Origin of the sequence: Mesorhizobium sp. M0184 (assembly GCF_040322215.1) — a bacterium.
Taxonomy (GTDB): domain Bacteria; phylum Pseudomonadota; class Alphaproteobacteria; order Rhizobiales; family Rhizobiaceae; genus Mesorhizobium.
This window is the reverse complement of sequence record NZ_JAMYSZ010000037.1, coordinates 1-24,552: the sequence shown is the minus strand read 5'-3', so window position 1 is coordinate 24,552 and position 24,552 is coordinate 1. Positions and strand designations below refer to the sequence as shown.

Annotated in this window: 24 protein-coding genes; 12 read left to right on the top strand and 12 right to left on the bottom strand. The window is 62.6% G+C overall.

The genetic code is table 11. The annotated features are described in order from the left end of the window. The first annotated feature begins 1 nt into the window (after position 1). Positions 2 to 907: an SDR family oxidoreductase gene (locus tag NKJ23_RS29615; protein WP_352684137.1), complete on the top strand. Its 906-nt coding sequence runs from the start codon at positions 2 to 4 to the stop codon at positions 905 to 907. A gap of 53 nt (positions 908 to 960) precedes the next feature. Here the strand turns inward: NKJ23_RS29615 and NKJ23_RS29610 are convergent, their stop codons facing one another. Then, the gene (locus NKJ23_RS29610; RefSeq protein ID WP_352619853.1) at positions 961 to 1,707 is read right to left on the bottom strand and encodes a cytochrome c biogenesis CcdA family protein; all 747 of its coding nucleotides are present in this window, start codon (positions 1,705 to 1,707) and stop codon (positions 961 to 963) included. Positions 1,708 to 1,893: 186 nt separating this feature from the next. Here NKJ23_RS29610 and NKJ23_RS29605 point away from each other — a divergent pair, with 186 nt between their 5' ends. Then, the gene (locus tag NKJ23_RS29605; RefSeq protein WP_352684135.1) at positions 1,894 to 2,271 is read left to right on the top strand and encodes a COG4315 family predicted lipoprotein; all 378 of its coding nucleotides are present in this window, start codon (positions 1,894 to 1,896) and stop codon (positions 2,269 to 2,271) included. Positions 2,272 to 2,413: 142 nt separating this feature from the next. Here the strand turns inward: NKJ23_RS29605 and NKJ23_RS29600 are convergent, their stop codons facing one another. Continuing rightward, on the bottom strand, positions 2,414 to 2,641 hold the full coding sequence (locus NKJ23_RS29600; protein WP_352684134.1) for a hypothetical protein: 228 nt from the start codon (positions 2,639 to 2,641) through the stop codon (positions 2,414 to 2,416). Positions 2,642 to 2,717: 76 nt separating this feature from the next. Here NKJ23_RS29600 and topA point away from each other — a divergent pair, with 76 nt between their 5' ends. The 8 genes from topA to rpmG all read left to right on the top strand — a co-directional run bounded on the left by topA (position 2,718) and on the right by rpmG (position 11,579). Then, positions 2,718 to 5,333, top strand: coding sequence for a type I DNA topoisomerase (gene topA / locus NKJ23_RS29595; RefSeq protein ID WP_352684132.1), 2,616 nt, complete (start codon positions 2,718 to 2,720; stop codon positions 5,331 to 5,333). 6 nt (positions 5,334 to 5,339) lie between these two features. Then, positions 5,340 to 7,646: a ribonuclease R gene (gene rnr / locus NKJ23_RS29590; RefSeq protein WP_502902592.1), complete on the top strand. Its 2,307-nt coding sequence runs from the start codon at positions 5,340 to 5,342 to the stop codon at positions 7,644 to 7,646. Then, the gene (locus NKJ23_RS29585; RefSeq protein ID WP_352684130.1) at positions 7,646 to 8,098 is read left to right on the top strand and encodes a DUF983 domain-containing protein; all 453 of its coding nucleotides are present in this window, start codon (positions 7,646 to 7,648) and stop codon (positions 8,096 to 8,098) included. The genes rnr and NKJ23_RS29585 overlap by 1 nt, the downstream gene beginning before the upstream one ends. 73 nt (positions 8,099 to 8,171) lie before the next feature. Beyond that, a complete protein-coding gene (locus NKJ23_RS29580; RefSeq protein ID WP_352684128.1) occupies positions 8,172 to 8,906 on the top strand; it encodes an NUDIX hydrolase in 735 nt (244 codons plus the stop codon). 16 nt (positions 8,907 to 8,922) lie between these two features. After that, positions 8,923 to 10,098 carry an MFS transporter gene (locus NKJ23_RS29575; RefSeq protein ID WP_352684125.1) on the top strand — a complete coding sequence of 392 codons (1,176 nt, stop codon included), beginning with the start codon at positions 8,923 to 8,925 and terminating at the stop codon, positions 10,096 to 10,098. Between the two features lie 109 nt (positions 10,099 to 10,207). Then, a complete protein-coding gene (locus NKJ23_RS29570) occupies positions 10,208 to 10,669 on the top strand; it encodes a YqfO family protein (RefSeq protein ID WP_352568798.1) in 462 nt (153 codons plus the stop codon). A gap of 51 nt (positions 10,670 to 10,720) precedes the next feature. Then, positions 10,721 to 11,089, top strand: a complete 369-nt coding sequence (locus tag NKJ23_RS29565; RefSeq protein WP_352684123.1) for a YybH family protein — start codon at positions 10,721 to 10,723, stop codon at positions 11,087 to 11,089. Between the two features lie 322 nt (positions 11,090 to 11,411). Continuing rightward, positions 11,412 to 11,579, top strand: a complete 168-nt coding sequence (gene rpmG / locus NKJ23_RS29560) for a 50S ribosomal protein L33 (RefSeq protein WP_006201775.1) — start codon at positions 11,412 to 11,414, stop codon at positions 11,577 to 11,579. Between the two features lie 68 nt (positions 11,580 to 11,647). Here the strand turns inward: rpmG and NKJ23_RS29555 are convergent, their stop codons facing one another. From NKJ23_RS29555 to NKJ23_RS29520, 8 genes are all read right to left on the bottom strand, one after another. Further along, positions 11,648 to 12,715: an ABC transporter ATP-binding protein gene (locus NKJ23_RS29555; RefSeq protein WP_352684121.1), complete on the bottom strand. Its 1,068-nt coding sequence runs from the start codon at positions 12,713 to 12,715 to the stop codon at positions 11,648 to 11,650. A 4-nt stretch (positions 12,716 to 12,719) separates the two neighbouring features. Next, positions 12,720 to 13,568 carry a carbohydrate ABC transporter permease gene (locus NKJ23_RS29550; RefSeq protein WP_352684119.1) on the bottom strand — a complete coding sequence of 283 codons (849 nt, stop codon included), beginning with the start codon at positions 13,566 to 13,568 and terminating at the stop codon, positions 12,720 to 12,722. Further along, positions 13,568 to 14,491, bottom strand: a complete 924-nt coding sequence (locus NKJ23_RS29545) for a carbohydrate ABC transporter permease (RefSeq protein ID WP_023679983.1) — start codon at positions 14,489 to 14,491, stop codon at positions 13,568 to 13,570. Before NKJ23_RS29545 ends, NKJ23_RS29550 begins: the two co-directional genes overlap by 1 nt. Positions 14,492 to 14,704: 213 nt before the next feature. Beyond that, positions 14,705 to 15,982, bottom strand: a complete 1,278-nt coding sequence (locus NKJ23_RS29540) for an ABC transporter substrate-binding protein (RefSeq protein WP_352684117.1) — start codon at positions 15,980 to 15,982, stop codon at positions 14,705 to 14,707. A gap of 29 nt (positions 15,983 to 16,011) precedes the next feature. Beyond that, positions 16,012 to 17,199: a PLP-dependent transferase gene (locus NKJ23_RS29535; protein WP_352684116.1), complete on the bottom strand. Its 1,188-nt coding sequence runs from the start codon at positions 17,197 to 17,199 to the stop codon at positions 16,012 to 16,014. After that, a complete protein-coding gene (locus tag NKJ23_RS29530) occupies positions 17,196 to 17,930 on the bottom strand; it encodes a FadR/GntR family transcriptional regulator (RefSeq protein ID WP_023679986.1) in 735 nt (244 codons plus the stop codon). Before NKJ23_RS29530 ends, NKJ23_RS29535 begins: the two co-directional genes overlap by 4 nt. Before the next feature lie 462 nt (positions 17,931 to 18,392). After that, positions 18,393 to 19,766 carry a PleD family two-component system response regulator gene (locus NKJ23_RS29525; RefSeq protein WP_352684114.1) on the bottom strand — a complete coding sequence of 458 codons (1,374 nt, stop codon included), beginning with the start codon at positions 19,764 to 19,766 and terminating at the stop codon, positions 18,393 to 18,395. Positions 19,767 to 19,799: 33 nt separating this feature from the next. Then, positions 19,800 to 20,171, bottom strand: a complete 372-nt coding sequence (locus tag NKJ23_RS29520) for a response regulator (RefSeq protein WP_006334976.1) — start codon at positions 20,169 to 20,171, stop codon at positions 19,800 to 19,802. Positions 20,172 to 20,397: 226 nt separating this feature from the next. Between NKJ23_RS29520 and NKJ23_RS29515 the strand changes: the two genes are divergently transcribed. Further along, positions 20,398 to 20,697 carry a DUF3572 domain-containing protein gene (locus NKJ23_RS29515; RefSeq protein ID WP_352530848.1) on the top strand — a complete coding sequence of 100 codons (300 nt, stop codon included), beginning with the start codon at positions 20,398 to 20,400 and terminating at the stop codon, positions 20,695 to 20,697. Between the two features lie 66 nt (positions 20,698 to 20,763). Here the strand turns inward: NKJ23_RS29515 and NKJ23_RS29510 are convergent, their stop codons facing one another. Further along, on the bottom strand, positions 20,764 to 22,248 hold the full coding sequence (locus NKJ23_RS29510) for a hypothetical protein (protein ID WP_352684113.1): 1,485 nt from the start codon (positions 22,246 to 22,248) through the stop codon (positions 20,764 to 20,766). Between the two features lie 89 nt (positions 22,249 to 22,337). After that, complete coding sequence (locus tag NKJ23_RS29505) at positions 22,338 to 22,913, bottom strand: GNAT family N-acetyltransferase (protein WP_352530844.1); 576 nt, start codon at positions 22,911 to 22,913, stop codon at positions 22,338 to 22,340. Between the two features lie 68 nt (positions 22,914 to 22,981). Between NKJ23_RS29505 and NKJ23_RS29500 the strand changes: the two genes are divergently transcribed. Continuing rightward, a complete protein-coding gene (locus NKJ23_RS29500; RefSeq protein ID WP_352684111.1) occupies positions 22,982 to 24,310 on the top strand; it encodes a DNA polymerase IV in 1,329 nt (442 codons plus the stop codon). The last annotated feature ends 242 nt before the right edge of the window (positions 24,311 to 24,552 follow it).

Genomic DNA, 24,552 nt, shown 5'->3' with positions numbered 1-24,552 from the left:
GATGCGTGTTTTCGTTACCGGAGCGACCGGATTCGTCGGTTCTGCCGTCGTTCAAGAACTCATCGGCGCCGGCCATCAGGTGCTCGGCCTCGCCCGCTCGGCGGCGTCGGCCAAGTCGCTTGCAGCCACCGGAGCCGAGGTGCATCGAGGTGACCTCGAAGACCTCGAAAGCCTCAGCAGGGGCGCAGCGGCAGCTGATGGAGTGATCCATACCGGCTTCAACCATGACTTCTCGAAATTCGCGCAAAATTGCGAGATGGACCGGCGCGCCATCGAGGCCTTGGGCGGTGCACTCGAAGGCTCCGAGCGGCCCCTGCTCGTCACCTCCGGAACCGCGCTCCAGGCGCGGGGCCGTATCGCGACCGAGGAAGATGCGCCTGTCCCCTCTTCCGCTTCGTATCCCCGCGCCTCCGAAGCGACAGCCGCCGCGCTGGCGGCACGCGGCGTGCGCGCGTCGGTTGTGCGCCTTCCCCCGTCGGTCCATGGCCAGGGCGACCACGCTTTTGTTCCTATTCTCATCGACCTCGCTCGCAAGAAGGGCGTGTCGGCCTATATCGGCGAAGGGCTCAATCGCTGGCCTGCCGTGCATCGGTTCGATGCCGCCCGCGTTTACCGGCTTGCGCTCGAGCATGGAGCCGATGGCGGGCGATATCACGCGATCGCCGAAGAAGGCGTGCCGTTCAAGGACGTCGCCGGCATGATCGGCCGGCGCCTGAACGTGCCGGTCGTGGCCAAGTCCGCGGAAGAAGCCGCCGATCATTTTGGCTGGTTCACGATGTTCGCGGCGATGGATGTCCCGACCTCGAGCGAACGGACCCAAGCGCTGCTGGGGTGGGCGCCGAGCGGACCCGGGCTCATCGCCGATATCGACCAGCCGGGCTATTTCGAAGGTGAATGGACCGCGTAGCTGCGGTGCCTTGCGCCGCAGCTACGGCCTCGCGCTTCGGCCGGGCGGCAAACCTATCCCAATTGCCCCAGCACCGGGAAAGTCTCGAGCAACCAATAGGACACCGCCTGCACGCCGCCGGTCAGGAAAAACACGCCGGCGACCACCAGCAACGCGCCGATGGCCTTTTCGACGCGGCCGAGATGGACGCGGAATTTCCCGAGAAAGCGCATGAAGGCGCCTGAAAACAGCGCCGCAACGAGGAAGGGAATACCGAGGCCGAGCGAATAGGCGGCAAGCAGCAGCGCGCCCTCGCCCACCGTCTCGCGGCCGCCGGCAAGCGTCAGGATCGGCCCCAGCACCGGGCCGATACAGGGCGTCCAGCCAAAGGCGAAGGCCAGGCCCATTACGTAAGCGGCGATCAGGCTGGCCGGCTTGCCTTGTGACTGGAAGCGCGCCTCGCGTGAAAGCAAAGGGATGCGCAGTACGCCGAGGAAATTCAGCCCCATCAGGATGATCAGCACGCCGGCCGCCATTGCCAGCGGTTCCTGCCAGACTCGCAGCAGATGGCCGATGGTCGAGGCGCCGGCGCCGAGCGCGACGAAGACGGTCGAGAAGCCGAGCACGAAGGCGATGGAGGAATTAACCAGCGCGCCTCGCGCACCGGCCTTTGCCGTAATGCCGGCTTCGCCGCGGAAATCGTCGACCGAGACGCCGGCCATATAACATAGGTACGGTGGCACCAGCGGCAGCACGCAAGGCGACAGGAACGAAATCGCTCCCGCCCCGATCGCGCTGACATAGCCGACGTCCAATGCCATTTCCGTCTCCCGATGACTGCGCAGCCATATAGCCGCGACGACAGCCGTCCGCCAATCACCATCGCGTGGCCCCATCACATTGGGTAGCAAGTCGACGCCCGCCCGGGAAGAAAGGGCAGCCAGGCAGCGTTGATCAAACGAAGCTGCGTTGTTCCGCGCGCTTTTCGATGATCCAGGGAGAAGTCCATGAAAACGATCGCAATTGGCATGGCCGCGCTTTTGCTCGGCACTGCCGCATCCTTCGCCGCCGAGGCGTGGAAGGAAGCGGAGGTCGGCGGCACCAAGATCTACACCGACGCCAGCGGCATGACGCTCTACACCTACGACAAGGACGAGGCGGGCAAGTCGAACTGCTACGACAAATGCGCCGCCAATTGGCCGCCGCTGAAGGCTGACGCCAACGCCAAGGCCGAGGGCGAGTGGACGATCGTCGACCGCACCGACGGCACCAGGATGTGGACCTACGAAGGTAAGCCGCTCTACACGTTCATCAAGGACAAGAAGGCCGGCGACGTGACCGGCGAGGGTGTCGGCGGCGTCTGGCATATCGCCAAGGCCGACTAGGCCTTGAGCTTCTGATCGGCTGTAACAGGCGGTAACACGGCTGGTCGCTGGGAACTCGACCCAACGCCCCGGCGGCCAGCTTTTCAGCACGGCACTTCCTTGCGACTGTCCGAGCAAAATGCCGGGCTACCGATTGCGCGCTTCACAGCATCTGTTCAAGCAGGGCTGGCGCGTGCTCGATGTTTCTCTTATATCCGCGGGAGAGTTTGTCCCGTTCTCCAGGATCAATTGCCGGGCTTGTCCAGCGATAGGCTGTCCATTTCCCTTGTCCAGGATTGCGGAAATCACATGGCGCGCCGCTGGGTTGCGCATTCGGTGCAGGGCCGCATTTTGACTGCTTGGCCTTGACCGGATGCAAAAGCGCGGCCATGTGAGCGACACATTGAACGAGATTTCGTCGCGCGCAGCGGAATTCTTCTGCCGCATCACAACTGATATGAGACCGTATGGACGTCGTCGTCGTCGAATCGCCGGCCAAGGCGAAGACAATCAACAAGTACCTCGGCAAGAACTACAAGGTTCTGGCTTCGTTCGGCCATGTCCGCGATCTGCCGGCCAAGGATGGCTCGGTGCGTCCGGATGAGGACTTTGCCATGTCCTGGGCCGTCGACACCGCGTCTGGAAAGCGTCTCGCCGATATCGCCAAGGCGGTCAAGGACGCCGACGGCCTGATTCTCGCCACCGATCCGGACCGCGAGGGCGAAGCGATCTCCTGGCATGTCCTGGAAGTGCTGAAGCAAAAGCGCGCGTTGAAGGACAAGCCGGTCAGCCGCGTCGTCTTCAACGCCATCACCAAGGCGTCCGTGCTGGAAGCGATGGCCAATCCGCGCCAGATCGACGCGCCGCTGGTCGATGCCTATCTCGCCCGCCGCGCGCTCGACTATCTGGTCGGCTTCACGCTGTCGCCCGTGCTGTGGCGCAAGCTGCCCGGCGCCCGCTCCGCCGGCCGCGTCCAGTCGGTGGCGCTGCGTCTGGTCTGCGACCGCGAATCCGAGATCGAGCGTTTCATCCGCGAGGAATACTGGCAGGTCGCCGCCATTCTCGGTACGCCGCGCAAGGAAAATTTCGAGGCGCGGCTGACCGCCTTCGAGCGCAAGAAGCTGCAAAAGCTCGACATTTCCAACAAGGCGCAGGCCGACGACATCAAAGCGATGCTCGAAGGCGCCAGCTTCAAGGCGGCGTCTGTCGAAGCGAAGCCGACCAAGCGCAATCCCGGGCCGCCCTTCACCACCTCGACGCTGCAGCAGGCAGCCTCATCGGGTCTCGGCTTTTCGGCCAACCGCACCATGCAGGTGGCGCAGCGGCTCTATGAGGGCATGGAGATCGGCGGTGAGACCACCGGCCTGATCACCTATATGCGGACCGATGGCGTGCAGATGGCACCGGAGGCGATCTCTGCCGCACGCGATGCGATTGCCAAGGAATTCGGCCCTAAATACCTGCCTGAAAAGCCGCGCTACTATTCCGCCAAGGCCAAGAATGCCCAGGAGGCGCACGAAGCGATCCGTCCGACCGATTTCATGCGCACGCCGGCTTCCGTCAAGCAGTATCTCGACGCCGACCAGGCGCGGCTTTACGAGATGATCTGGAAGCGCGCCATCGCCAGCCAGATGCAGCCGGCCGAGATAGAGCGCACCACGGTCGAGATAGAGGCAGTCAACGGCCCGCGCACCGCCGAGCTTCGCGCTGTAGGCTCGGTTGTTCGCTTCGACGGCTTCCTTGCCGCTTACATCGAGCAGAAGGAAGAAGATTCGGAAGACGAGGAAAGCCGCCGCCTGCCCGAGATCCGTGCCGGCGAGCAGCTCACCCGCGAGGCGATCAACGCCACCCAGCACACCACCGAGCCGCCGCCGCGTTATTCGGAAGCTTCGCTGATCAAGAAGCTGGAAGAGTTGGGCATCGGCCGGCCGTCGACTTATACGGCGATCCTGAAGACGCTCGAGGATCGTGACTATGTCACCATCGACAAGCGCAAGCTGGTGCCGCAGGCAAAGGGCCGGCTATTGTCGGCCTTCCTCGAAAGCTTCTTCGAGCGTTATGTCGAGTACGACTTCACCGCTTCGCTGGAGGAAAAGCTCGACGAGATTTCCGACGGCAAGCTCGCATGGAAGGACGTGCTGCGCGATTTCTGGAAGGATTTTTCCGGCGCCGTCGCCGACATCAAGGAGTTGCGCGTCACCGACGTCCTCGATGCATTGAACGAGGAACTCGCGCCGCTGGTCTTTCCCGCGCGGGAAGACGGTTCGAACCCGCGCATCTGTCCGAAATGCGGCACCGGCAACCTGTCGCTGAAGCTCGGCAAGTTCGGCGCCTTCGTTGGCTGTTCGAACTATCCCGAATGCTCCTTCACCCGCCAGCTCGGCGACGCCGCCAATCCCAATAGCGAGAACGGCGGTGGCGAAGACGGCACCAAAGTGCTCGGCAAGGACCCCTATACCGCCGAGGAGATCACGCTGCGCAATGGCCGGTTCGGCCCCTATATCCAGCGCGGCGATGGCAAGGATGCCAAGCGCTCCAGCCTGCCCAAGGGCTGGACTGTCGATTCGATCGATCACGAAAAGGCACTCGCCCTTTTGTCGCTGCCGCGCGACGTCGGCAAGCATCCGGAATCCGGCAAGATGATTTCGGCCGGGCTGGGGCGCTACGGGCCGTTCGTGCTGCATGACGGCACCTACGCCAATCTCGACAGCATCGAGGACGTGTTCTCGATCGGCCTCAATCGCGCCGTCTCCGTGATCGCCGAGAAGCAATTGAAGGGCAAAGGCGGCCGCAATGGCGGCACAGCCGCTGCGCTCAAGGAACTTGGCGAGCATCCTGCCGGCGGCGGCAAGATCGTCGTGCGCGACGGCAAATACGGGCCTTATGTGAATTTCGGCAAGGTCAATGCGACGCTGCCGAAGGGCAAGGATCCGCAATCGGTGACGATCGAGGATGCGGTGGTGCTCATTGCGGAAAAGGAAGCCAAGGGCGGCAATGGCGCCAGGAAGCCCTTCCGCAAAGCGGCCGCGCCTGCGAAGAAATCGGCTGCGGCCAAAAAACCGGCGGCCAGGAAAAAGGGATAGGACGGGTTGGCGCGCAAAGTCTCCGGAAGAAGCCACGGCGATCTGCGCACCGCCGATACCCGTGCCAAGGTCAGGGACAATTACCGGCCTTCACGCGAAGAGATACTGCGTTACATCGCCGAAAATCCGGACCGCGCCGGAAAACGCGACATCGCCAAGGCGTTTGCGCTGCGCGGCGAAGACCGCATCTGGCTGAAGGACGTCTTGCGCGACCTGCAGGATGAAGGCCTGCTGACCAAGGAGCGCAAGCGGCTTGCCCGTGTCGGCGCCCTGCCCCACGTCGCGGTGCTCGACATCTTCGGCCGTGACGCCGACGGTGTGCTGCTGGCGCACCCGACCGAAGCGATTGGCAATGGCGAACCTCCGGTCATAGCGATCCGCGTGTCGCGCGGCGGCAATGGGCCGACGCCTGGTATCGGCGACCGCGTGCTGGCCAAGACCTTTCCGACCGACGATCCGGCAGGCCCCGCCTATACCGGCCGGGTTATGAAGATATTCGAGAAGCGCACCGATGCGGTTCTCGGCGTTTTCCGTGTGCTGAAGGACGGCACGTTCCGCATCGAGCCGGTGGAAAGGCGTCAGCCGGAGCTGGTCGTCGACAAGGAATTCCAGAACGGCGCCAAGAACGGCGACCTGGTCGAGGTCGAGCCGGCGCGGGCCTCGCGCTACGGGCTGCCGCGAGCCAAGGTTCTGGCGGTGTTGGGGTCGCTGACCAGCGAAAAGGCGGTCTCGATGATCGCCATCCACGCACACGACATTCCACATATTTTTCCCACCGACGTCATCGCCGAGGCGGAGGCGGTCAAGCCGGCGACGCTTGCCGGCCGCGAGGATTGGCGTGAGCTGCCGCTGCTCACCATCGATCCGGCCGACGCCAAGGATCATGACGACGCGGTGTTCGCTATGCCCGACACCGACGAGAAGAACGCCGGCGGCGTGGTTGTCACCGTCGCCATTGCGGATGTCGCTGCATACGTGCGCTATGCCACGGCGCTCGATCGCGAAGCGCTGAAGCGCGGCAATTCGGTCTATTTTCCCGACCGAGTCGTACCGATGCTGCCGGAGCGCATCTCGAACGACCTCTGTTCACTGCGCGAGGGCCAGGATCGTCCGGCGATAGCGGTGCGTATGACTTTCTCGGCCGATGGCCACAAACTCAGACACTCCTTCCATCGCGTCATGATGAAGTCGGCGGCGAAACTCGCCTATCAGCAGGCGCAAGCGGCGATCGACGGCGCACCGGATGACACGACTGGCCCGATCGTCGATACGGTGCTGAAGCCGCTATGGGACGCCTACGCGATCCTGAAGCGCGGCCGCGACACGCGCCAGCCGCTTGAGCTCGATCTGCCCGAGCGCAAGATCCTGCTCAAGCAGGACGGCACCGTCGACAAGGTCGTCGTGCCGGAGCGGCTCGACGCGCACAAGCTGATCGAAGAGTTCATGATCCAGGCCAATGTCGCCGCCGCCGAGACACTCGAGGCGAAGCGGCAGGCGCTAGTCTACCGCATCCACGATGCGCCCTCGCTCGCCAAGCAGGAATCGTTGCGTGAATTCCTGCAGACGCTCGGCCTGTCGCTGGCGCGCGGCGCGCAAATGCGGCCGAACCAGTTCAACGGCATCCTCGCTCGCGTGCGCGGCGCCGACAATGAGGGGCTGGTCAACGAAGTGGTGCTGCGCTCGCAGAGCCAGGCCGAATATTCGCCCGCCAATATCGGCCATTTCGGCCTCAACCTGAAGCGCTACGCGCATTTCACCTCGCCGATCCGCAGATATGCCGACCTCATCGTGCATCGCGGGCTGATTGCCGCACTCGGCCTTGGTCCGGGGGGCCTGACGCAGGACGAGGCGGAGCGGCTGGAAGAGGTCTCGGCGCTGATTTCGGCGACCGAGCGGCGCGCGATGGCCGCCGAGCGCGACACGGTCGACCGGCTGATCGCCGCCTATCTCGCCGAGCGCATCGACGACCGTTTCGACGCCCGCATCTCGGGCGTCACCAAATCGGGCCTGTTTGTCCAATTGCCGCAGTATGGCGCGGATGGCTTCATTCCGGTTTCAACCCTGGGCCGCGACTACTATATATACGACGAAACTGCTCGATCGCTTTTCGGAGAACGCACCGGCAAGGGCTATCAGCTTGCTGATCGCGTCGAGGTTCGCCTGATCGAGGTGGCGCCGATGGCCGGCGCGATGCGTTTCGAGATGCTGACCGAGCCAAAGCCGCTGCCCGGCTCCAAACGGTCGTTCCACAAGGCCAAAGGCCGCGCCCGGGCGTCGCAATCGCGTCCAGGCTCGCGCGGCAGGAGACGGTAATGCCAACAGAACTGCAGGTGGAAGAACGGATTTTCGGCGGCGAACATCACTCGGGCCGGACCGCCCGGCCGCTATGGACGGCAATGAAGCGCGGCATGCTCGGCCGCTGCCCGCATTGCGGCGAGGGCAAGCTGTTTCGCGCCTTCGTCAAGACCGTCGACAAATGCGATCATTGCGGCGAGGAACTTCACCACCATCGCGCCGACGACCTGCCGGCCTATCTTGTGGTGGTCATTGTCGGCCACATCGTGCTCGGCGCCTTCATGGGTGTCGAAGCGACCTCGACGCTGTCGACCTGGCAGCACATCGCCATCTGGGTGCCATTGACCATCATTCTCGCCGTCGTCCTGCTGCAGCCGGTCAAGGGCGCTGTCATCGGCCTGCAATGGGCGTTTTATATGCACGGCTTTGGCGGTGACGAAGATCTGATCGAGTCGCATCCCGAGGCTTGAAACCGAGGCTGGCGCAAATCGGCATGGCTGGACGCCACTTTCGCATCGGAGAAGATTCCGCTAGGTCGAGCGCATGGACGTTATGACCAAGGCGGAAATCGACAAGGTTGCGCGGATCGCGCTCGATGCCAAGCCTATACGCCCGCGCGACGCCGCGACGCTGATCCTGCTCGACCGCAAAGGCGACGAATTCCTGGTGCTGATGGGCCGGCGCCACGCCCGTCATGCCTTCATGCCGGGAAAATTCGTGTTTCCCGGCGGCCGCACCGATCCGGCCGACAGCCGCATCTCGATAGCCACCGCACTTCATCCCGAGGAAGAAGCGAGATTGACCGCTGGCATCGGTCGCACCAGCCCGGCTCGCGCCCGCGCCATTGCCTTGTCGGCAATCCGCGAAACCTATGAGGAGGCCGGCCTGCTGATCGGTCAAAAAGGCGTGTTCGCAACCGCCAGGCGCGACTGGCAGGGCTTTGTCGAACACGGCGTCATCCCATCACTGCAAGCGCTGCGCTTCGTCGCACGCGCCATCACCCCGCCCAACCGGGTGCGCCGCTTCGATACGCGCTTTCTCGCCGCATGGCGCGACGATGTCGCCGTGCAACTGCCGGATGGCGGTCCGACCGACGAGTTGGAAGACGTCGTTTGGCTGCCGCTGGCCAAGGCCCGGCAAGCCGATATTCCAGACATCACGCGCTCGGTCCTGGAGGAGCTGGAAACCCGGCTCGCCCGGGATCCGCTGCTGAGCCCCGGCGGTCCCGTGCCGTTCTACCGGCTTGTCCGCAATCGCTTCGTCCGCGAAATTCTCTAGAGCAGCCAGGCATTCCATGACAGTCGATATCCAGCCGCAGGGCAAGGAACGCGTACACTGGCTGCCGATGGTCGCGGCGATCTCGTCGATCAGCGTCGTCGGCATTGCCATCGGTCTTGGCATGCCGCTGCTCAGCGTGATCCTGGAAACGCGTGGCCATTCCGCGTCGATGATCGGTCTCAACACCGCGGTCGCCGGCCTCGCCTCTATCGCCGGCGCGCCGCTCGCCACCCCGCTCGCCATGCGGTTCGGGGTCGCCTGGACGATGCTTGCCATGATCGCCGCCGGGGCGCTGGCCTTTGTCGGTTTCCATTTCGCGCCAGCTTTCTGGATGTGGTTTCCGCTGCGCGTGCTGCTGCATATCGCGCTGACGGTGCTGTTCATCCTGTCGGAATTCTGGATCAGCACCTCGGCGCCGCCACACCGGCGCGGACTGGTCCTCGGCATCTATGCCACCGTGCTGTCTCTCGGCTTTGCCGCCGGGCCTTGGCTGTTCGCCCATCTCGGCAGCAGTGGCTTCCTGCCCTTCGGCGTTACCATCGCCTTGGTTACGCTCGCTGCCATACCAGTCCTGGCGGCACGCAACGAGAGCCCGACGATCGTCTCCGACGGCGAAACCAGCAATTTCCTGCGTTATATCTGGCTGGTGCCGACGGCGACCGCCGCCGTGCTGGTGTTCGGCGCGGTCGAGACCGGCGGCTTTGCACTGTTCCCGGTCTACGGTAGCCGCATCGGCTACTCAGAGGCGGACGCCGCCCTTTTGCTCACCATGATCGGGCTTGGCAATGTGCTGTTGCAGATCCCGATCGGCATGATCAGCGACTGCGTCAGCGACCGCCGCTATCTGCTGATGGCCTGTGCCACTGTCGGGCTTGCCGGCACGGTCTTCATGCCGTTCTTCGCGCAGAACTGGCATTTGATGGCAGCGCTTCTGTTCATCTGGGGCGGTGTGGTCGCCGCTATGTATACAATCGGTCTTGCTCACCTCGGCTCCCAGCTTTCCGGCCACGAACTGGCCTCCGCCAACGCCGCCTTCGTTCTCTGCTACGGCGTCGGCATGGTGCTTGGCCCGCAGGCAATCGGCATCGGCATGGACGCTTTCGGGCCGTCGGGCTTCGGTTGGGCGCTCGGCCTGTTCTTCGCCTGCTATATCGTGCTGGTCGGCACCAGGCTGCTCCGCAAAATCCTCTGAGTCGGTTCCGCTGCCACATCGCTCCCACTGCTGACCAACTCCTGACACAACCATGTCAGGAGGGCTCGAGTATATGCTCCCCCAAAGTGCGTGAGCAGGGAGACCTCGGATGATCGACAGTGGCTTTGAAACGAAATCGCTGCGGATGGAATTGCTGCTGCTGGTGACCTTTCAGGCACCGGCAGCCGATGTCGACCGCATCATGGAGGCGGTGGTCGCGATCGTACCGCTCGGAATGGGCAAATATGACAGCAATGCTTTCCAGTCGGCGGACGGCATCGAACGCTACCGGCCGCTTGAAGGTGCCGCCGCCGGCGCCGAGACGGAATTGCGCAGGCGGCCAGGGACTGTCGAGGTGTCGTTCGAACTGCCTGACGACCAGAAGCTCGCCGCTCGCGTCGTCGAAGCGATTTACCAGGTTCACAGCTATCAGGAGCCGGTGATCCGCATTCAGCCACTGCTTGCCAGCCGCTCCAAGGGTCTCGACGACCGCGCCAACCCGAACCGCTGGTGGAACACGACGGGAGACTGGAAGAAGGCGTTGCAACCGGAAACCGTCGCGGCGGAGTGACCGGAACCTGGTCGTATCTCGGTTTGAATTTGGCTGTCAGGAAGCCTGCCGATGAATGATGAAGCAAACCGCAAATCGGCAAGCGATCCCCAGGACCTGGCGCGGCTGTTGGTTTCTCGCGAGCAAGCGGGAGACGCGGAAGGAATGGCTGCTCTTTACGAACCCGGTGCCATCCTCGATACCGGCAACGGACAGTTGGCCTGCGGCAGAGATGCCATCCGCCGATTTTACGCCAAGTTGGTGGCAGCGGGACGAAAGTTTGATCTCGGAGATCAGCGTCCGGCTATCATCAACAGGGATTTGGCGCTCACTTCCACGCGCCTTGCCGATGGCACCGTTACTGCGGAAATCGCTCGCCGGCAAGGTGACGGGAACTGGCTTTGGGTGATCGATCAGCCGTCCATCGCTCGATACTCATAGCCAGCATTCAAACTGAGACGCCACCCGGAGGACGGCCGGAGGCACACAGGAGCCTCCCGCGGCTGTCGGCACCCAATCAAATTGTCGGGTTTTGGTAGCACATCAATGTCTGCTTCGTCCCCAGCCTCCATCGGCTGGCAATAAACCCGGACAACTCATGTGCTACCTAATCCGGACAACTCATCTGCTTACGACACAGAACCTGGACAAGGGTTGACTTTCCGGGCGCGTTCTTTATGTGTCGCGGCAAGTTTCCCGCGTCCGGGTGTTTTCCCCGTGCTCCAGCGGCCAAAACTCCACGAACATTTAACGGACGAACATCATGGCCAAAGCCGCAAACATCAAGATCAAGCTTCTGTCGACCGCCGACACCGGTTTCTTCTACGTGACCAGCAAAAACAGCCGCACCAAGACGGACAAGCTGTCGTTCCGCAAATACGACCCGGTCGCCAAGAAGCACGTCGAATTCAAGGAAACCAAGATCAAGTAATCGGGTTTTCTCTCGCAGTACCGAATCGCCGCCCTCCGGGCGGCGTTTTTCGTTTCGGGAATACAGGACTAGCCGATGCGACCGCCGCTTGCCGGATCGAACAGATGGAGCGATGCCGGATCAGCCGACAGGCGCACGGCCTCACCCGGCTTCACGCTGGCCCGGCCCATGGCAAACACGCAGACCTGCTGGCCGGCAAGCCTGGCATAGAACTGGGTGGACAGGCCGAGCGGCTCCACGACACCCACCTCGCCCTGCAGCGCGCCATTGTCGGCGAGCCGGATATGCTCGGGCCGCAAGCCGACGGTGATCGCATCGCCATCCCTGAGCGGCAGGCCGTCCGGCAGGCTCAGCTTCTGGCCGTCGGCCAGGATGGCATCCGGCTTGGCGCCCTTTTCAACTACGGCAGGCAGAAAATTCATGCCGGGCGAGCCGATGAACCCGGCGACGAACATGTTGACAGGCCGGTCGTACAGATCGAGCGGCACACCGACCTGCTGGACGAGGCCGTCATGCATGACGACGATGCGGTCGGCCATTGTCATCGCTTCGGTCTGGTCGTGGGTGACATAGACCGAAGTGGTCTTCAATTGCTGGTGCAGCGCCTTGATCTCGGCACGCATGTGAACGCGCAGCTTGGCATCGAGGTTCGAAAGCGGCTCGTCGAAGAGAAAGACCTTCGGGTCGCGCACGATGGCACGGCCCATGGCGACGCGCTGACGCTGGCCGCCAGACAATTGCCGCGGCAGGCGCTGCAGAAACGCATCGAGCCCGAGCCGCTTGGCGGCACTGTCCACCCTTGCATCGATCGCCGGCTTGCCGGCCTTTCTCAGCATCAGGCTGAAACCCATGTTCTTCGACACGTCCATGTGCGGATAGAGCGCGTAGGACTGGAACACCATGGCAATGTCGCGGTCCTTTGGCGCGATGTCGTTGACCAGGCGCTCGCCAATATGGATCTGCCCGTCGGAGACCTCCTCCAGCCCGGCGATCATGCGCAGCAGGGTCGATTTCCCGCAGCCGGACGGGCCGACCAGAACGACGAACTCGCCGTCGGCGATTTCGAGATCGACCGCGTGCAGAACGCGCACGGCTCCATAGTCTTTGCGGACTTTGTCGAGTGTAACGGAGGCCATCGATCTATCCCTTGACGGCGCCGGCGGTAAGGCCGGTGACGAGGTAGCGTTGCAGGAAGGCAAAGAAGACGCAGACCGGGATCAGCGCCAGGATGGAAGCAGCCATCATCTGTCCCCAGTCGACCGCGAATTTGCCGATATAGGTGAGCAGGCCGACCGCGAAGGTCTTCTGGTCGTCGCTGGAAATCAGCATCAGCGCAAACAGCAACTCGCTCCAGGCGGCGGTAAAGACGAAGCCGAGCGTCGCGCCCATGCCGGGTAGCGTCAGCGGCACGATCACCTTGCGCATCGCCTGCAGGCGTGTGCAGCCGTCGATCATGGCTGCCTCTTCCAAGTCTCGCGGGATGCCGTCGAAGAAAGATTGCATCAGGAAGGTCGCAAAGGCCGTATTGAATGCGGTGTAGATGATGACGAGGCCGGTCAGGCTGTTGATGAGGCCGATCTGTCCCATGATGCGGTAGATCGGCGGAATGACCATCACCAGCGGAAAAGTCTGGGTGAGCAAAAGCAGGATGGCCAGGGTCGCCTTGCCGCGGAAGGAAAATCGCGACATGGCGTAGCCGGCGAGCGTGGCAATGACCGTTACGAAGGCTGCCGTCGACACCGAAACGATAACGCTGTTCAGGAAATAGCGCGGAAAATCGGTGGCTTCGAGCACGGTGACGAAGTTCTGCAGCGTCGCTTGCGACGGCCAGAAAGTGATGCCTTCGGAATAGAGCAGCCGCTCCGGCGTAACCGAGATCTTCAACGTCCAGAAGATCGGGAACAACGCGAAGGCCATATAGGCACCAATGCCGCCGTAAAGGCCGATGCCGCCGAGAATGCGCGAGGAGACGGAGCGTCCTGCAATCATCAGACGTGCCTCACCAGCGAGCGGCGGATGCCTATCAGCGCAATCGCATAGACGATGAGCAGCACAAGCAGCAGCACCGCCACCGCCGAGGCATAGCCCTTATCCAGTGACTTGAACGCGCTGACATAGATATAGACCGGCACCGTGGCGGTCGAACCGGCAGGCCCGCCTTCGGTCATGACGAAGATCAGGTCGGCGAATGTGGCGATCCATATCGTGCGCAGCATGACGGTAATGACGATGGTCGGCGCCAGGAACGGCAGCGTCACCTTGGTGAAGCGCTGCCACGGCGAGGCGCCGTCGATCGCCGCCGCCTCATGCAGTTCTGACGGGATCGACTTCAACGCCGCCAAAAGCGTGATGGCAAAAAAGGGAATGCCGAACCAGACATTGGCGACGATCGGCCCCCACATGGCTGTCGAGGGATCGGAGAGCACGTTGGTTGGCTCGGCTTTCAGCCCCAAGGCGTAGAGCCAATGCGGCAGCGGCCCGATGATCGGGTTGAACAGCCAGGCCCAGGTCAGGCCCGAGAGGAAGGACGGTACCGCCCAGGGCAGGAACACCACGGCCTGCACGATCTTTCTGCCCCGGAACGGCGTATCGAGCAGCAGCGCCAGGCCAAGTCCAAGGAAAAATTGGAAGAACAGGCTGGCTGCCGTCCACCATAGCGTGTTGACGAGCGCCTGCCCGAGCACAGGATCCGACAGCATCGCCTGATACTGCCCAAGCCCGACATATTCGGATTTGAAAGCGGAGAATTTGCGGAACGAGTAGCCGACACCGATAACCAGCGGCACCAGGAGCACGACGACCAGCAGCGCGATCGCCGGGCTGAGATAGAGCCAAGGCTCGATCGCGGCATGGGATAGCCGCTTCTTTCGCGGCCTGCCGGCGGATCGGATTTCGGACACGGCATAGGTCATTGGTACTGGATCGTCTCCTGGGTAAGCACGGGCTGGCGACAGCGCCTTCCCCGTTTACGGGGAGATGCCGGTCCACCCTCCGCAGCTGCAGCGCAGCTGCTGCGGAGGACGGGCAGGCAGATGAGAAGCAGCGCGAGCCAAGTCGGGTTGGCGCCGCCCCTCATCCGTCACTTCGTGACACCTTCTCCCCGTGAACGGGACAAGGAAGAAAAGCTATTTCTTGTTCTTGGCCAGCCAGTCCTGCTGTTCCTTGGTCAGGAACTTGGCCCATTCGTCAGCCACGTCCTTGGCCGCTTTCTGGCCAAGCAGCACTTCCTGAAAATTCTTGATCGCCACCTGGTCGACGAAATTGCCAAGGTTTTCCAGATGCGTCGGAGGCGTCACCATCTCGTATTTGTCGCCGTTGTTCAGTTCCTCGAACCAGCCTTTGAACTGCTCGGTCCTGAAGTGGGCGTCCTGGTCGGCGCCGTTGTGGATTGGAATGACGCCGACTTCCTTTGCCCATTCCAGATTGTCCTTGGGCGACAACAGCGTCGCCATCAGCTTCCATGCATCGTCCTTGTGCTGGGAATTGGCGAATATCGCCCAGCCGGCATAACCGAGCGTCGGATAGGATTTGCCGCTCGGCCCGACCGGCATCGGCGCCACGGCGAAATCGTCGGCGCTCATCTTGTCGGCGATGCCGAGCAGCGCGTCGGGATCCTGGTTCAGCATGGCGCAGGTGCCGCTGTAGAAGCCGGTGACGGTCTCGTTAAAACCCCAGCTCACCGCATCTTTCGGCGCCAGGCCGTTCTTGTACATGTCGGCGAGCATCTGCAGGCCCTTGACCGAGCCTTCCTCGTTGATGGTCGAGGTGCCGTCCTCGTTGAAATAGCCGCCCTTGCCGGCGGCGATGTTCATGAACATATGCATGCCGTTGAAGGCGCCCGGGCCGCCGCGCAGGCAGTAGCCGTATTTGCCCGGTATCGCCGAGATTTTTTTGGAGTCCTCGACGAATTCATCGAGCGTCGCCGGCGGACCGTCCAGACCGGCCTCCTTGAACAGCTTCTTGTTCCAGAACAGCGCGTTCAGGTAATAGCCGTAAGGGATCATGTACTGCTTGTTATCGACCGTCGAGCCGAACTGCTTGGCACGCTCGCCCAGCGTTTTGGCATCGTCCCATTTGGCCATGTATGGCCCGAGATCCTCGAGCTGGCCGTTGGTCGCATAGAGACCCATCCAGCGTTCCGGCATCTCGACGATGTCGGGCGTGTCGCCGGCCTGCACCATGGTGAGGAACTTCTCGAACGCCTGGCCCCAGGGCAGCGATACCAGCTCGACCTTGACACCCGGATTGGCCGCCTCGAATTCGGCGATCTGCTTCTTGAGGAATTCGGTACGCGGCGGGCTGGTGATGACCTCGACCATCTTGACCGTGGAATCGGCTAGCACGCTGCCGGCGGAAATCGCCAGACCCGCGACGGCACCAAGAAGGATGCTCAGTTTTTTCATGTTCAGCACTCCCATTTTGAACGGCTCCTTTATCTTTTTGCTCTGTCGAAGGCCCGGGCAACATCCGCCCACAGGTCTTCGACACTTTCCAATCCGACACTGAAGCGGATGGTTCGTGGGCTGACGCCGAAGCGCGCCATCGAATTCAGGCCCGGCGTCTGCTCGAGCGAGGCCTTTGCCGGAACGACCAGGCTCTCATGGCCGCCCCAGCTGACGCCGATGCGAAAGAGTTTCAGCGCATCGACGAAAGCCGGGATGTCGACGTCTTCCGTCACTTCGAACGAGAACAGCCCGGCATAGCCGGCAAGCGTCGCCTTGCCTGGATGGTTGGAATAGGCCGGGTGGTTGACCCGCTCGACATGGTCATGCGCTTTCAGCCGTTCGGCGATGGTCAGCCCGCTCTTCATGTGATGCGGCAACCGCAGCGGCAATGTGCGCAGGCCACGCAGCAACAGCCAGGCCTCGAAAGGCGAAAGTTTGCCGCCGAGATAGGAATAGGTCTGCTCGTTGATATGTCGGATATGGGCGGCCGAACCGGCCACCACACCGGCGACGGTGTCGCTGTGGCCGCCGAGATATTTCGAGGCCGAATGCAGCACCAGGTCGACACCGTGCGAAATCGGCTTCTGGAACACCGGCGTCGCCCAGGAATTGTCGATCGAGGTGATGATGCCCTGCTCTTTGGCCAGCCGCGCCAGGTGGGTTATGTCCTGGAGCTCGAACATCATCGACGTCGGGCTTTCCAGGTAGAGCAGCTTGGCGCCGGGAAGTGCTGCCGCGACCGCGTCCGGATCGGAACCGTCGACATAGTCGACCTTGATGTTGAGCCGTGGCAAAAGCCGTTCGAACAGCCGGTAGGCATCGCCGTAGCAATTGCGCACGACAACCATGCGCTCACCGGCACCGACGAAAGCAAGCACCGTGGCGCTGATCGCCGCCATGCCGCTGGAAAAGCCGCGCGCGGCCTCCGCGCCTTCGAGAGCGGCGACACGCGCCTCGAACTCCATGACCGTCGGGTTGTCGCCGCGCGAATAGATCGGCTGACGTCGCCTGCCGGCGAATGTGTCGGCCATCTCGGAATAGTCGGCGAAGGTAAAGAGGGAAGTCTGGTAGATCGGCGGGACCACCGCGCCGCCGGGGAAAGGCTCGTCATGGGCGAGAAGCGTCGCTGCCTCGGCGAGATAGTCGTTTTCGAAACCGGCGGGATGATCGCTCATTTCTGCCCTGAAAGTTCGAGTTTGGCCGCGCCGCGCTTCAGATCGTCCTCGACGGTGGCGATCAGCTTGAGCGCCTCGGCCCGGGCCCCCTCCGGATCGTGCGCGGCGATGCGTTCGTAGATGGTGCGGTGGTAAGGAAAGCTGGCGTGGCCGAAATCACGCACGCCGAGCGGATGCTCCCAGAAACGATGGAACAGTTCGTGCATGGCGGCGATGATCTGCTCGAACAGCGGATTGCCGGAACTGCGGTAGATCGACTGGTGGAATTCCCAGTCCTCCTCCGCCGACATCCCGGCGCGGGTGTGGAAGGCCTGCTCCATAATGTCGAGCTTGCGCCCGATCTCGACGAGATCTGCCTGGCCCGCGCGGACGGCGCACAGGGCGGCGGCTTCCGCTTCCAGTGCCCGGCGGATTTCCAGCGTCTGCATCAGGCTGGTGAAATCATTGCCGCCGGCCAGCGTCAGCGGCATGTGCAGCATGTCCAGCGAGACCACTCCCTTGAGATAGGTGCCGCTGCCTTGCCGCCGTTCGACCAGGCCGAGCCCTTCCCAGCGCGTCAGCGCCTCGCGCACGGTGTTGCGGCTCACCTTGAGGCGCTCGGCGAGGATGCGTTCGGTCGGCAGTCTCTGGCCGGGCCCGAGGGCTTCCCGCATCACAAAGCCGGCCAGCGCCTTGAGCACCGCGTCGTCGCGAGCAGTTGCCTGTATTGGGGAAAGGCCGAATTCGGTCATGCCAACGGGTCACCAAATGGCTCAATGGTCCAACCAATTTCTGCATAGAAGACAGGCCCCTGTCAACCGACTGCGGGCGCATACGCTCTGCCCAGCCGGCTATTTCAAAGGGCGCTGTCGCTGCCGCAACAAAACCAAGCGTTTTCCAGGTTTTGGCGTAGAATCCTGATGTGTTTTGAAAATTGGGGGCCGGCCGGCGTTTGGCAGCGGTACGAGGAGGCCACTATGTGCCAGCGCCGGCCGGCCGACCCCACGGACCCAGGAGATGCGGCGGACCTGAGCATCATGGGGTATTCTTCGGGTCGAACCGGCGATCTAGCCTCGTGCCGGTTACGTCTAAGGGCTGCACATTTGCGCAACAACTTATGGAAATCAACCGTTTCTTAACCAAGCCTCGCAAATCGCTTGGATTAAGGTAAATTCGTAACCTTGTCGCGTTGACCCGGCAATTGGTGTTCGGTGCTAAGCCGCCTTGGCGACGACGCGATTGCGGCCGCCGCTCTTGGCTTCGTAGAGCGCGAGGTCGGCGCGTTTCATCAGCGCCGAGACCGTGTCTACCCCCTTCAGCACCGACGACACGCCGACGCTGACGGTGACTTCGACGGCCTTGCCTTCGGTGCCGACGGCAAACGGCAGCTGGGCGATTTCGGCGCGAATGCGCTCGGCGACCTTTTCGGCCACCGCGCCGTCCGTGTCCGGCATCACCACGACGAACTCCTCGCCGCCGAAGCGGCAGGCCAGGTCGATGCCGCGCACATTCTTGCGCAGCCGTCGCGCGAATTCGCGCAGCACGTCGTCGCCGCCGTCATGGCCGTGCGTGTCGTTAATAGTCTTGAAGCGGTCCAGATCGGTGATCATCACCGACAGCGGCCGGCGCCGCGCCACGGCGCGGTCGAACAGCGTCTGCAGATGGCTGTCGAGATAGCGGCGGTTGTGCAGGCCGGTCAGGGCATCGGTCACCGCCATCTCGATGGTCTGGGTGACGCTGGCGCGAAGCTGGTCGTTGTAGCGCTTGCGGCGCACCTGCGTGCGCAGCCGCGCGGTCAACTCCTGCTGGTCGATCGGCCGCATCAGATAATCGTTGATGCCAAGTTCAAGGCCACGGATGATGCGCCCCTCCTCGCCCTCGTCCGCCAGAAGGATGATCGGCAGGAAACGGGTGCGATCGAGCGAGCGCAATTGCGAACAGAGCCTCAGCGGGTCGAAGTCGGCGAAAGCCGTCGAGATCATCACGCACTCGTAGGGCAGCTCAGCAGCCTGAAAGAAGCCGGCATGCGGATCGGTGGCGACGTCGAGATCGGCGCTGCCGCGCAGCATCTTCTGGATGCGCTCGAAGGAGGACTTACGCTCATCGACCAGCAGCACCTTTGGCACTGCGTCGTCGGCAGCGAAGTTGCGGCTCAAAAGCTCCTCGATGCCGATATTGCGCGTCGTCGAGGCGCGCAGCCGCAGCTCGTCGGTCAGCGACTTCAGCCTGACCAGGCTCTTGACGCGCGTCATCAGTTGCAGATCGTTGACCGGCTTGGTCAGGAAATCGTCGGCGCCGGCCTCGAGGCCCCGCACCCGGTCCGAAACCTGATCAAGCGCGGTGATCATCACGACCGGGATGTGCGATGTCGCCGGGTCGCCCTTCAGCCGCCGGCAGACCTCGAACCCATCCATATCAGGCATCATCACGTCAAGCAGCACGACGTCGACCTTGCCGTTCTCGCAGATCTCGATCGCATCCGGCCCGTTGGTGGCGGTCAGAACCTCGAAATATTCGGCAAGCAGCCGAACCTCCAACAACCGGACATTGGCTGGGATGTCGTCGACGACGAGGATCCGCGCGGTCATTTCACAAAGCTCCGGCTCGGCTGCAAAGGTACATCAGGCATCGCCCAGGTAGGATTTGATGGTTTCGATGAAACGCGGCACCGAGATCGGCTTGGAGATATAAGCCTCGCAGCCGCCCTGGCGGATGCGTTCCTCGTCACCCTTCATCGCAAATGCGGTGACGGCAATGACCGGGATGACATGCAAATCGTCGTCCTCCTTCAGCCATTTGGTCACCTCGAGGCCGGACACTTCGGGCAGTTGGATGTCCATCAGGATGAGGTCCGGTCTGTGCTGCCGCGCTAGATCCAGCGCTTCCAGGCCGTTGCGTGTGCGCACCGTCTCGTAGCCGCTCGCTTCGATGAGGTCGCGAAAGAGCTTCATGTTGAGCTCGTTGTCCTCGACGATCATAACCTTCTTAGGCATCGATTTCCCGTCCCGGCTGACCCTTTTGTCCAAGGATGCCGTCATGCGCCCTCGCCGGTACGCATCAAACCCTGCTTCACTATACAGCGATATGATTGACGAAACGGAAACCGGCCGCGGCAAAAGCCGCCGGATTCCACCTCGATCGCCGCATTGAAGAGCTTGCCGCAAGCGGCGCTTGCGATTACTGCGAAAAGAGACTCATTTCACTCCAAAGAAGGTAGTGATGGCAAACTCAGCGTCAATGCGCGAGGAAGCGGAAACCCTTGCCGTGAAGGCATTGGGCTTCGTCGCCGCCGATCCGGAGCTGCTGCCGCGTTTCCTGGCGATCACCGGCATCGAAGCCCATTCCATCCGCCGGGCGGCCGGCGAGCCGGGATTCCTGGCCGGCGTGCTGCAGTTCATCCTCGCTCACGAGCCGACGCTGATGCGTTTTTCCGAGGAGACCGGAACGCCGCCCGCCGCAGTCGGCAAGGCATTGCGGGCGCTCCCGCTCGGCGACGACAATCATGAGCATTCGATATAGGCGACGATCCCGAGACTGCGGGCAGATCGAAGAACCTGCCGCAGACGACGGGCCACTGCTGGTGCTTTACGGCGTTGCCTCTTCCCCACTGTCGTCAGTCCCGACGGGGTCGGCCGGCTTCAGCATGGCGCCGTTGACCGTCACCGAACCGTCGGCTTTGGTGTTGATCACCCATTCCAGCCGGCCGTCCGGCAGCGTCTTGCCAAACCCTTTGATCGCCAGCGCGCCGGTAAAATACTGCGCGGCCTGCGGGTCCGTCTTCGCCGCCGTCTGCAAGGTCTCCACGATCTTTTCGTATCCGGTGATGTCGACAGTCACGTCCGCATCCGGCTTCTTGCCGGGGAACGTCATCTCGCCTTCCATCGCAATCTCGATGTTGCCGTTCTTGATCGTGCTGTGTCCGAGAACGACCTTTGGCGTCTTGGCCAGGAAGTCGGCGGAGATCTGTTTGCCAAAATCTGCCGGCAGCGGTGGATCCTTTCTGAAATCAAGGGTTTCTATGGTTTTCTTCGCTATGCTGTCCAGATCGATGTTGGCGCCGCCGAAGTTGAGGTCGATATCCGTCGGCAGCAACGCAACGCTCCAGCTGGGCAGCACCTGCTGCGGCATTGTCAGGCCGGAAACCTTGAACGCGTAGTTGATCTTGCCGTCCTTGGCGATGCCGTCCATGCCGACGGCGGAATTCAATTGCTTCGCACCGAACTTGCCGACCGGGCTCTCCACCACAAAGTCCTTGAAGCCGTAGGTGCCGTCGATCCGCTCCCACAGTGGCAGTGCTGCCGTCAGAAGCGATTTGAACTCCGCCTCATTCGCCTTGAATTTGGCTTCATCGTCAGTCGCCACGATGAAAGCAAGCAGGTCGAGCAGCGGCTTTGTCCGTAAACCCTTGCCGGTCGCATCCACGGAAAGTTCAGGCGCTTTTACAGCAGCCGGAAAACTCAACCCACTTTTGGGATCGTTGACTTTGATCGTTTCGGCGAAGTTCGTTATTTTTTCCGTTACCGTGAAATCGATGCCGCCATTTGCGGATTTGGTCGAAGCTATTACGGCAGTGCCAGGACCGACCGTGACATCCGCCTGCTGCTTGGGCTCTCGGGTGGTCATCGTCATGCCAGCCATCGAACCGGTTGCGCTCGCGAAAGCGGCTAGGTCGGGGTCATAAACTCCGGTGAACTTGTTGTCCGACACGGAGAAGTCGATGTGCTGCGGCCCCTCAGGGCCACCGAAATCGATAGACCCCTTGGGCGACACGTCCGCCGAAACGTCCCAGTGTCCATCTTTGCGTGGCTTGACCAGCATGAAGTAAGGCGTGATGTCGAACTTGAAGGCTTGCTGCTTTGCCATCAAATCCGTGACTGGCTTGAAGTCGAATGCCAGCTTGTAGGCATCGCCGTCGACTGAAATTTTAACGAACCCGATATCGAACAGCTTCTTGCCGAAATAGTGCGCCAGATCGTCGGAAAGCTGCTTGGCGCCTTGGCTGTCGACCGCCTGGCCGAAGGCCGGTGCGCTGCAGGCAAGAAGTAAAACAAATGGCAAAACGCGCTTCATGTCGATCCTCACTTAATCGCACCGTTTCTATCACTGGTAGGGAAATACCATCACAGCCGCAAGAGAAGGCCCATGTGTTGCGGCATCGCTTACAGCACCAGCCGCACCAGCGGCCGGCCTGGCTTGCGCTCGACCAACCGCTGGAACCCGGCCTTTTCGAAGACCCGCGACGACCCGACGAACAGCCCGATCGAGCGCGAATCCTTCGACAGGTCGATCGGGCACGCCTCGAGCAGCCGTGCACCACTTTCCCGTGCAAAGTCGATGCCGCCTCCGACCAGGCGGTGCGACAGGCCCCTGCCGCGTGCCTTAGTGCGGATGAAGAAGCAGGAGATCGCCCAGACGCCCGGATCGGTGGCGTCGGCCGGGTCGATCGGCGCCGACCCCCTGCCCTGGTTGTTCCATTCGGGCACGTCGGCGCGCGGGCCGATCTGCATCCAGCCGACCGCCTGGCCGTCCTCGAAGGCCAGCAGGCCGGGCGGCGGCCCGGCCTCGATTCGTGCCTTGATGTGGTCCTTGTTGCGCTCGCGATTGCTCTCGCGGCGCACCGCCGGCGCTAACCGGAAATGCGTACACCAGCAGCCGTAACAGGCGCCCTGCTTGCCGAAAAGGTCCTCGAAATCCGCCCAAAGCTCAGGCGTCAGCGGTGCGATGATCGTCTCCATCAATCCTCTCCCGGCCAGCCGCCTTGTGGCCAGCCTCGCACTGTCGTACCATTGCATTTGTTCTCTTTATGTTCGCAGCGATGGCGGCCCCTGTCAACAATCCCGAACACGGTTTTTGCCGCGACTGCCTGAGTTTCCAGGGCAGCGAGGCACGCCGTTGCGAGCGCTGCGGCAGTCCGCGACTCGCGCGTCACCCGGAGCTTTACCGGCTGCGTCTTGCCCATATCGATTGCGACGCGTTCTACGCGGCGGTCGAAAAGCGCGACAATCCGGCCTTGAAGGACCGGCCTTTGATCATAGGCGGCGGCAAGCGCGGCGTCGTCTCCACCGCTTGCTACATCGCTCGCGTCCATGGGGTGCGCTCGGCAATGCCGATGTTCAAGGCGCTCGAAGCCTGCCCGGAAGCGGTGGTCCTCCCGCCGGACATGGAAAAATACGTCCGCGTCGGCCGTGAGGTGCGCGCTATGATGCAGGCGCTGACGCCGCTGGTCGAGCCGCTCTCGATCGACGAGGCCTTCCTCGACCTCGCCGGCACCGAGCGCCTGCATGGCCTGCCGCCTGCGGTGGTGCTGGCGCGCTTCGCGCTCGGCGTCGAAAAGGAGATCGGCATCAGCGTTTCGGCGGGCCTTTCCTACTGCAAATTCCTGGCCAAGGTGGCGTCGGATTTTCGCAAGCCGCGCGGCTTTTCGGTAATCGGCGAGGCCGAGGCGACCGGCTTCCTGGCCGAGCAGCCGGTGACGCTGATCTGGGGCGTCGGCAAGGCTTTTGCCGCCACGCTTGAGCGCGACGGCATCGGCACCATCGGCCAGCTGCAGCGCATGGAGCGCGGCGACCTGATGCGCCGCTATGGCGTCATGGGCGACCGGCTCTACCGGCTGTCGCGCGGCGAGGACGACCGTCGCGTCGTTCCCGGCCAGGACGCGAAAAGCGTCTCCGCCGAAACCACTTTCGATACCGACATTGCCTCCGTCGACGAATTGGTCTCGGTGCTGAGGGCGCTGTCGGAAAAGGTCTCGGCCCGGCTGAAAAAATCCGGCATTGCCGGACGCACGGTCGTCCTCAAGCTCAAGACGCAGGATTTCAAGATCCGCACGCGCAATCGCCAGCTCGGCGATCCGACCCGGCTGGCCGACCGCATTTTTTCGACCGGGCTCGAGCTGCTGCGCAAGGAAGCGGATGGCACAAAATACCGGCTGCTCGGCATTGGCGTCAGCGATCTCTCCGACGATGACAGGGCGGACCCGCCCGACCTGGTCGACGTCCAGTCACGCAAGCGCGCCATGGCCGAAGGCGCCATCGACACGCTGCGCGGCAAGTTTGGCCGCAGGGCGGTGGAAACCGGCTATACCTTCGGCAAGGGCCGCGATGCCCATCCGCCCGAGCCGATCGAGGACTAGTTCCTCTGCACAGAGGTTTTGGTTCTTTGACAGAGCCTGAAAGGGCTGTGGATGGGAGCCTGCCGATCGGGCTGCCAATCTCCAAGGTTGCGATTAGCGATAAGCCACCACGTCTTCGTCATCCCAGGGCGGAGCAAGGAGCAAAGCGACGCGGCGCAGACCCTGGGATCCATATGTGGACGGCGCCCTGCCTGCAACGGTTGTTTTGCGTCGTTTTCGATCGCTTGCGTCCATATGTCCGG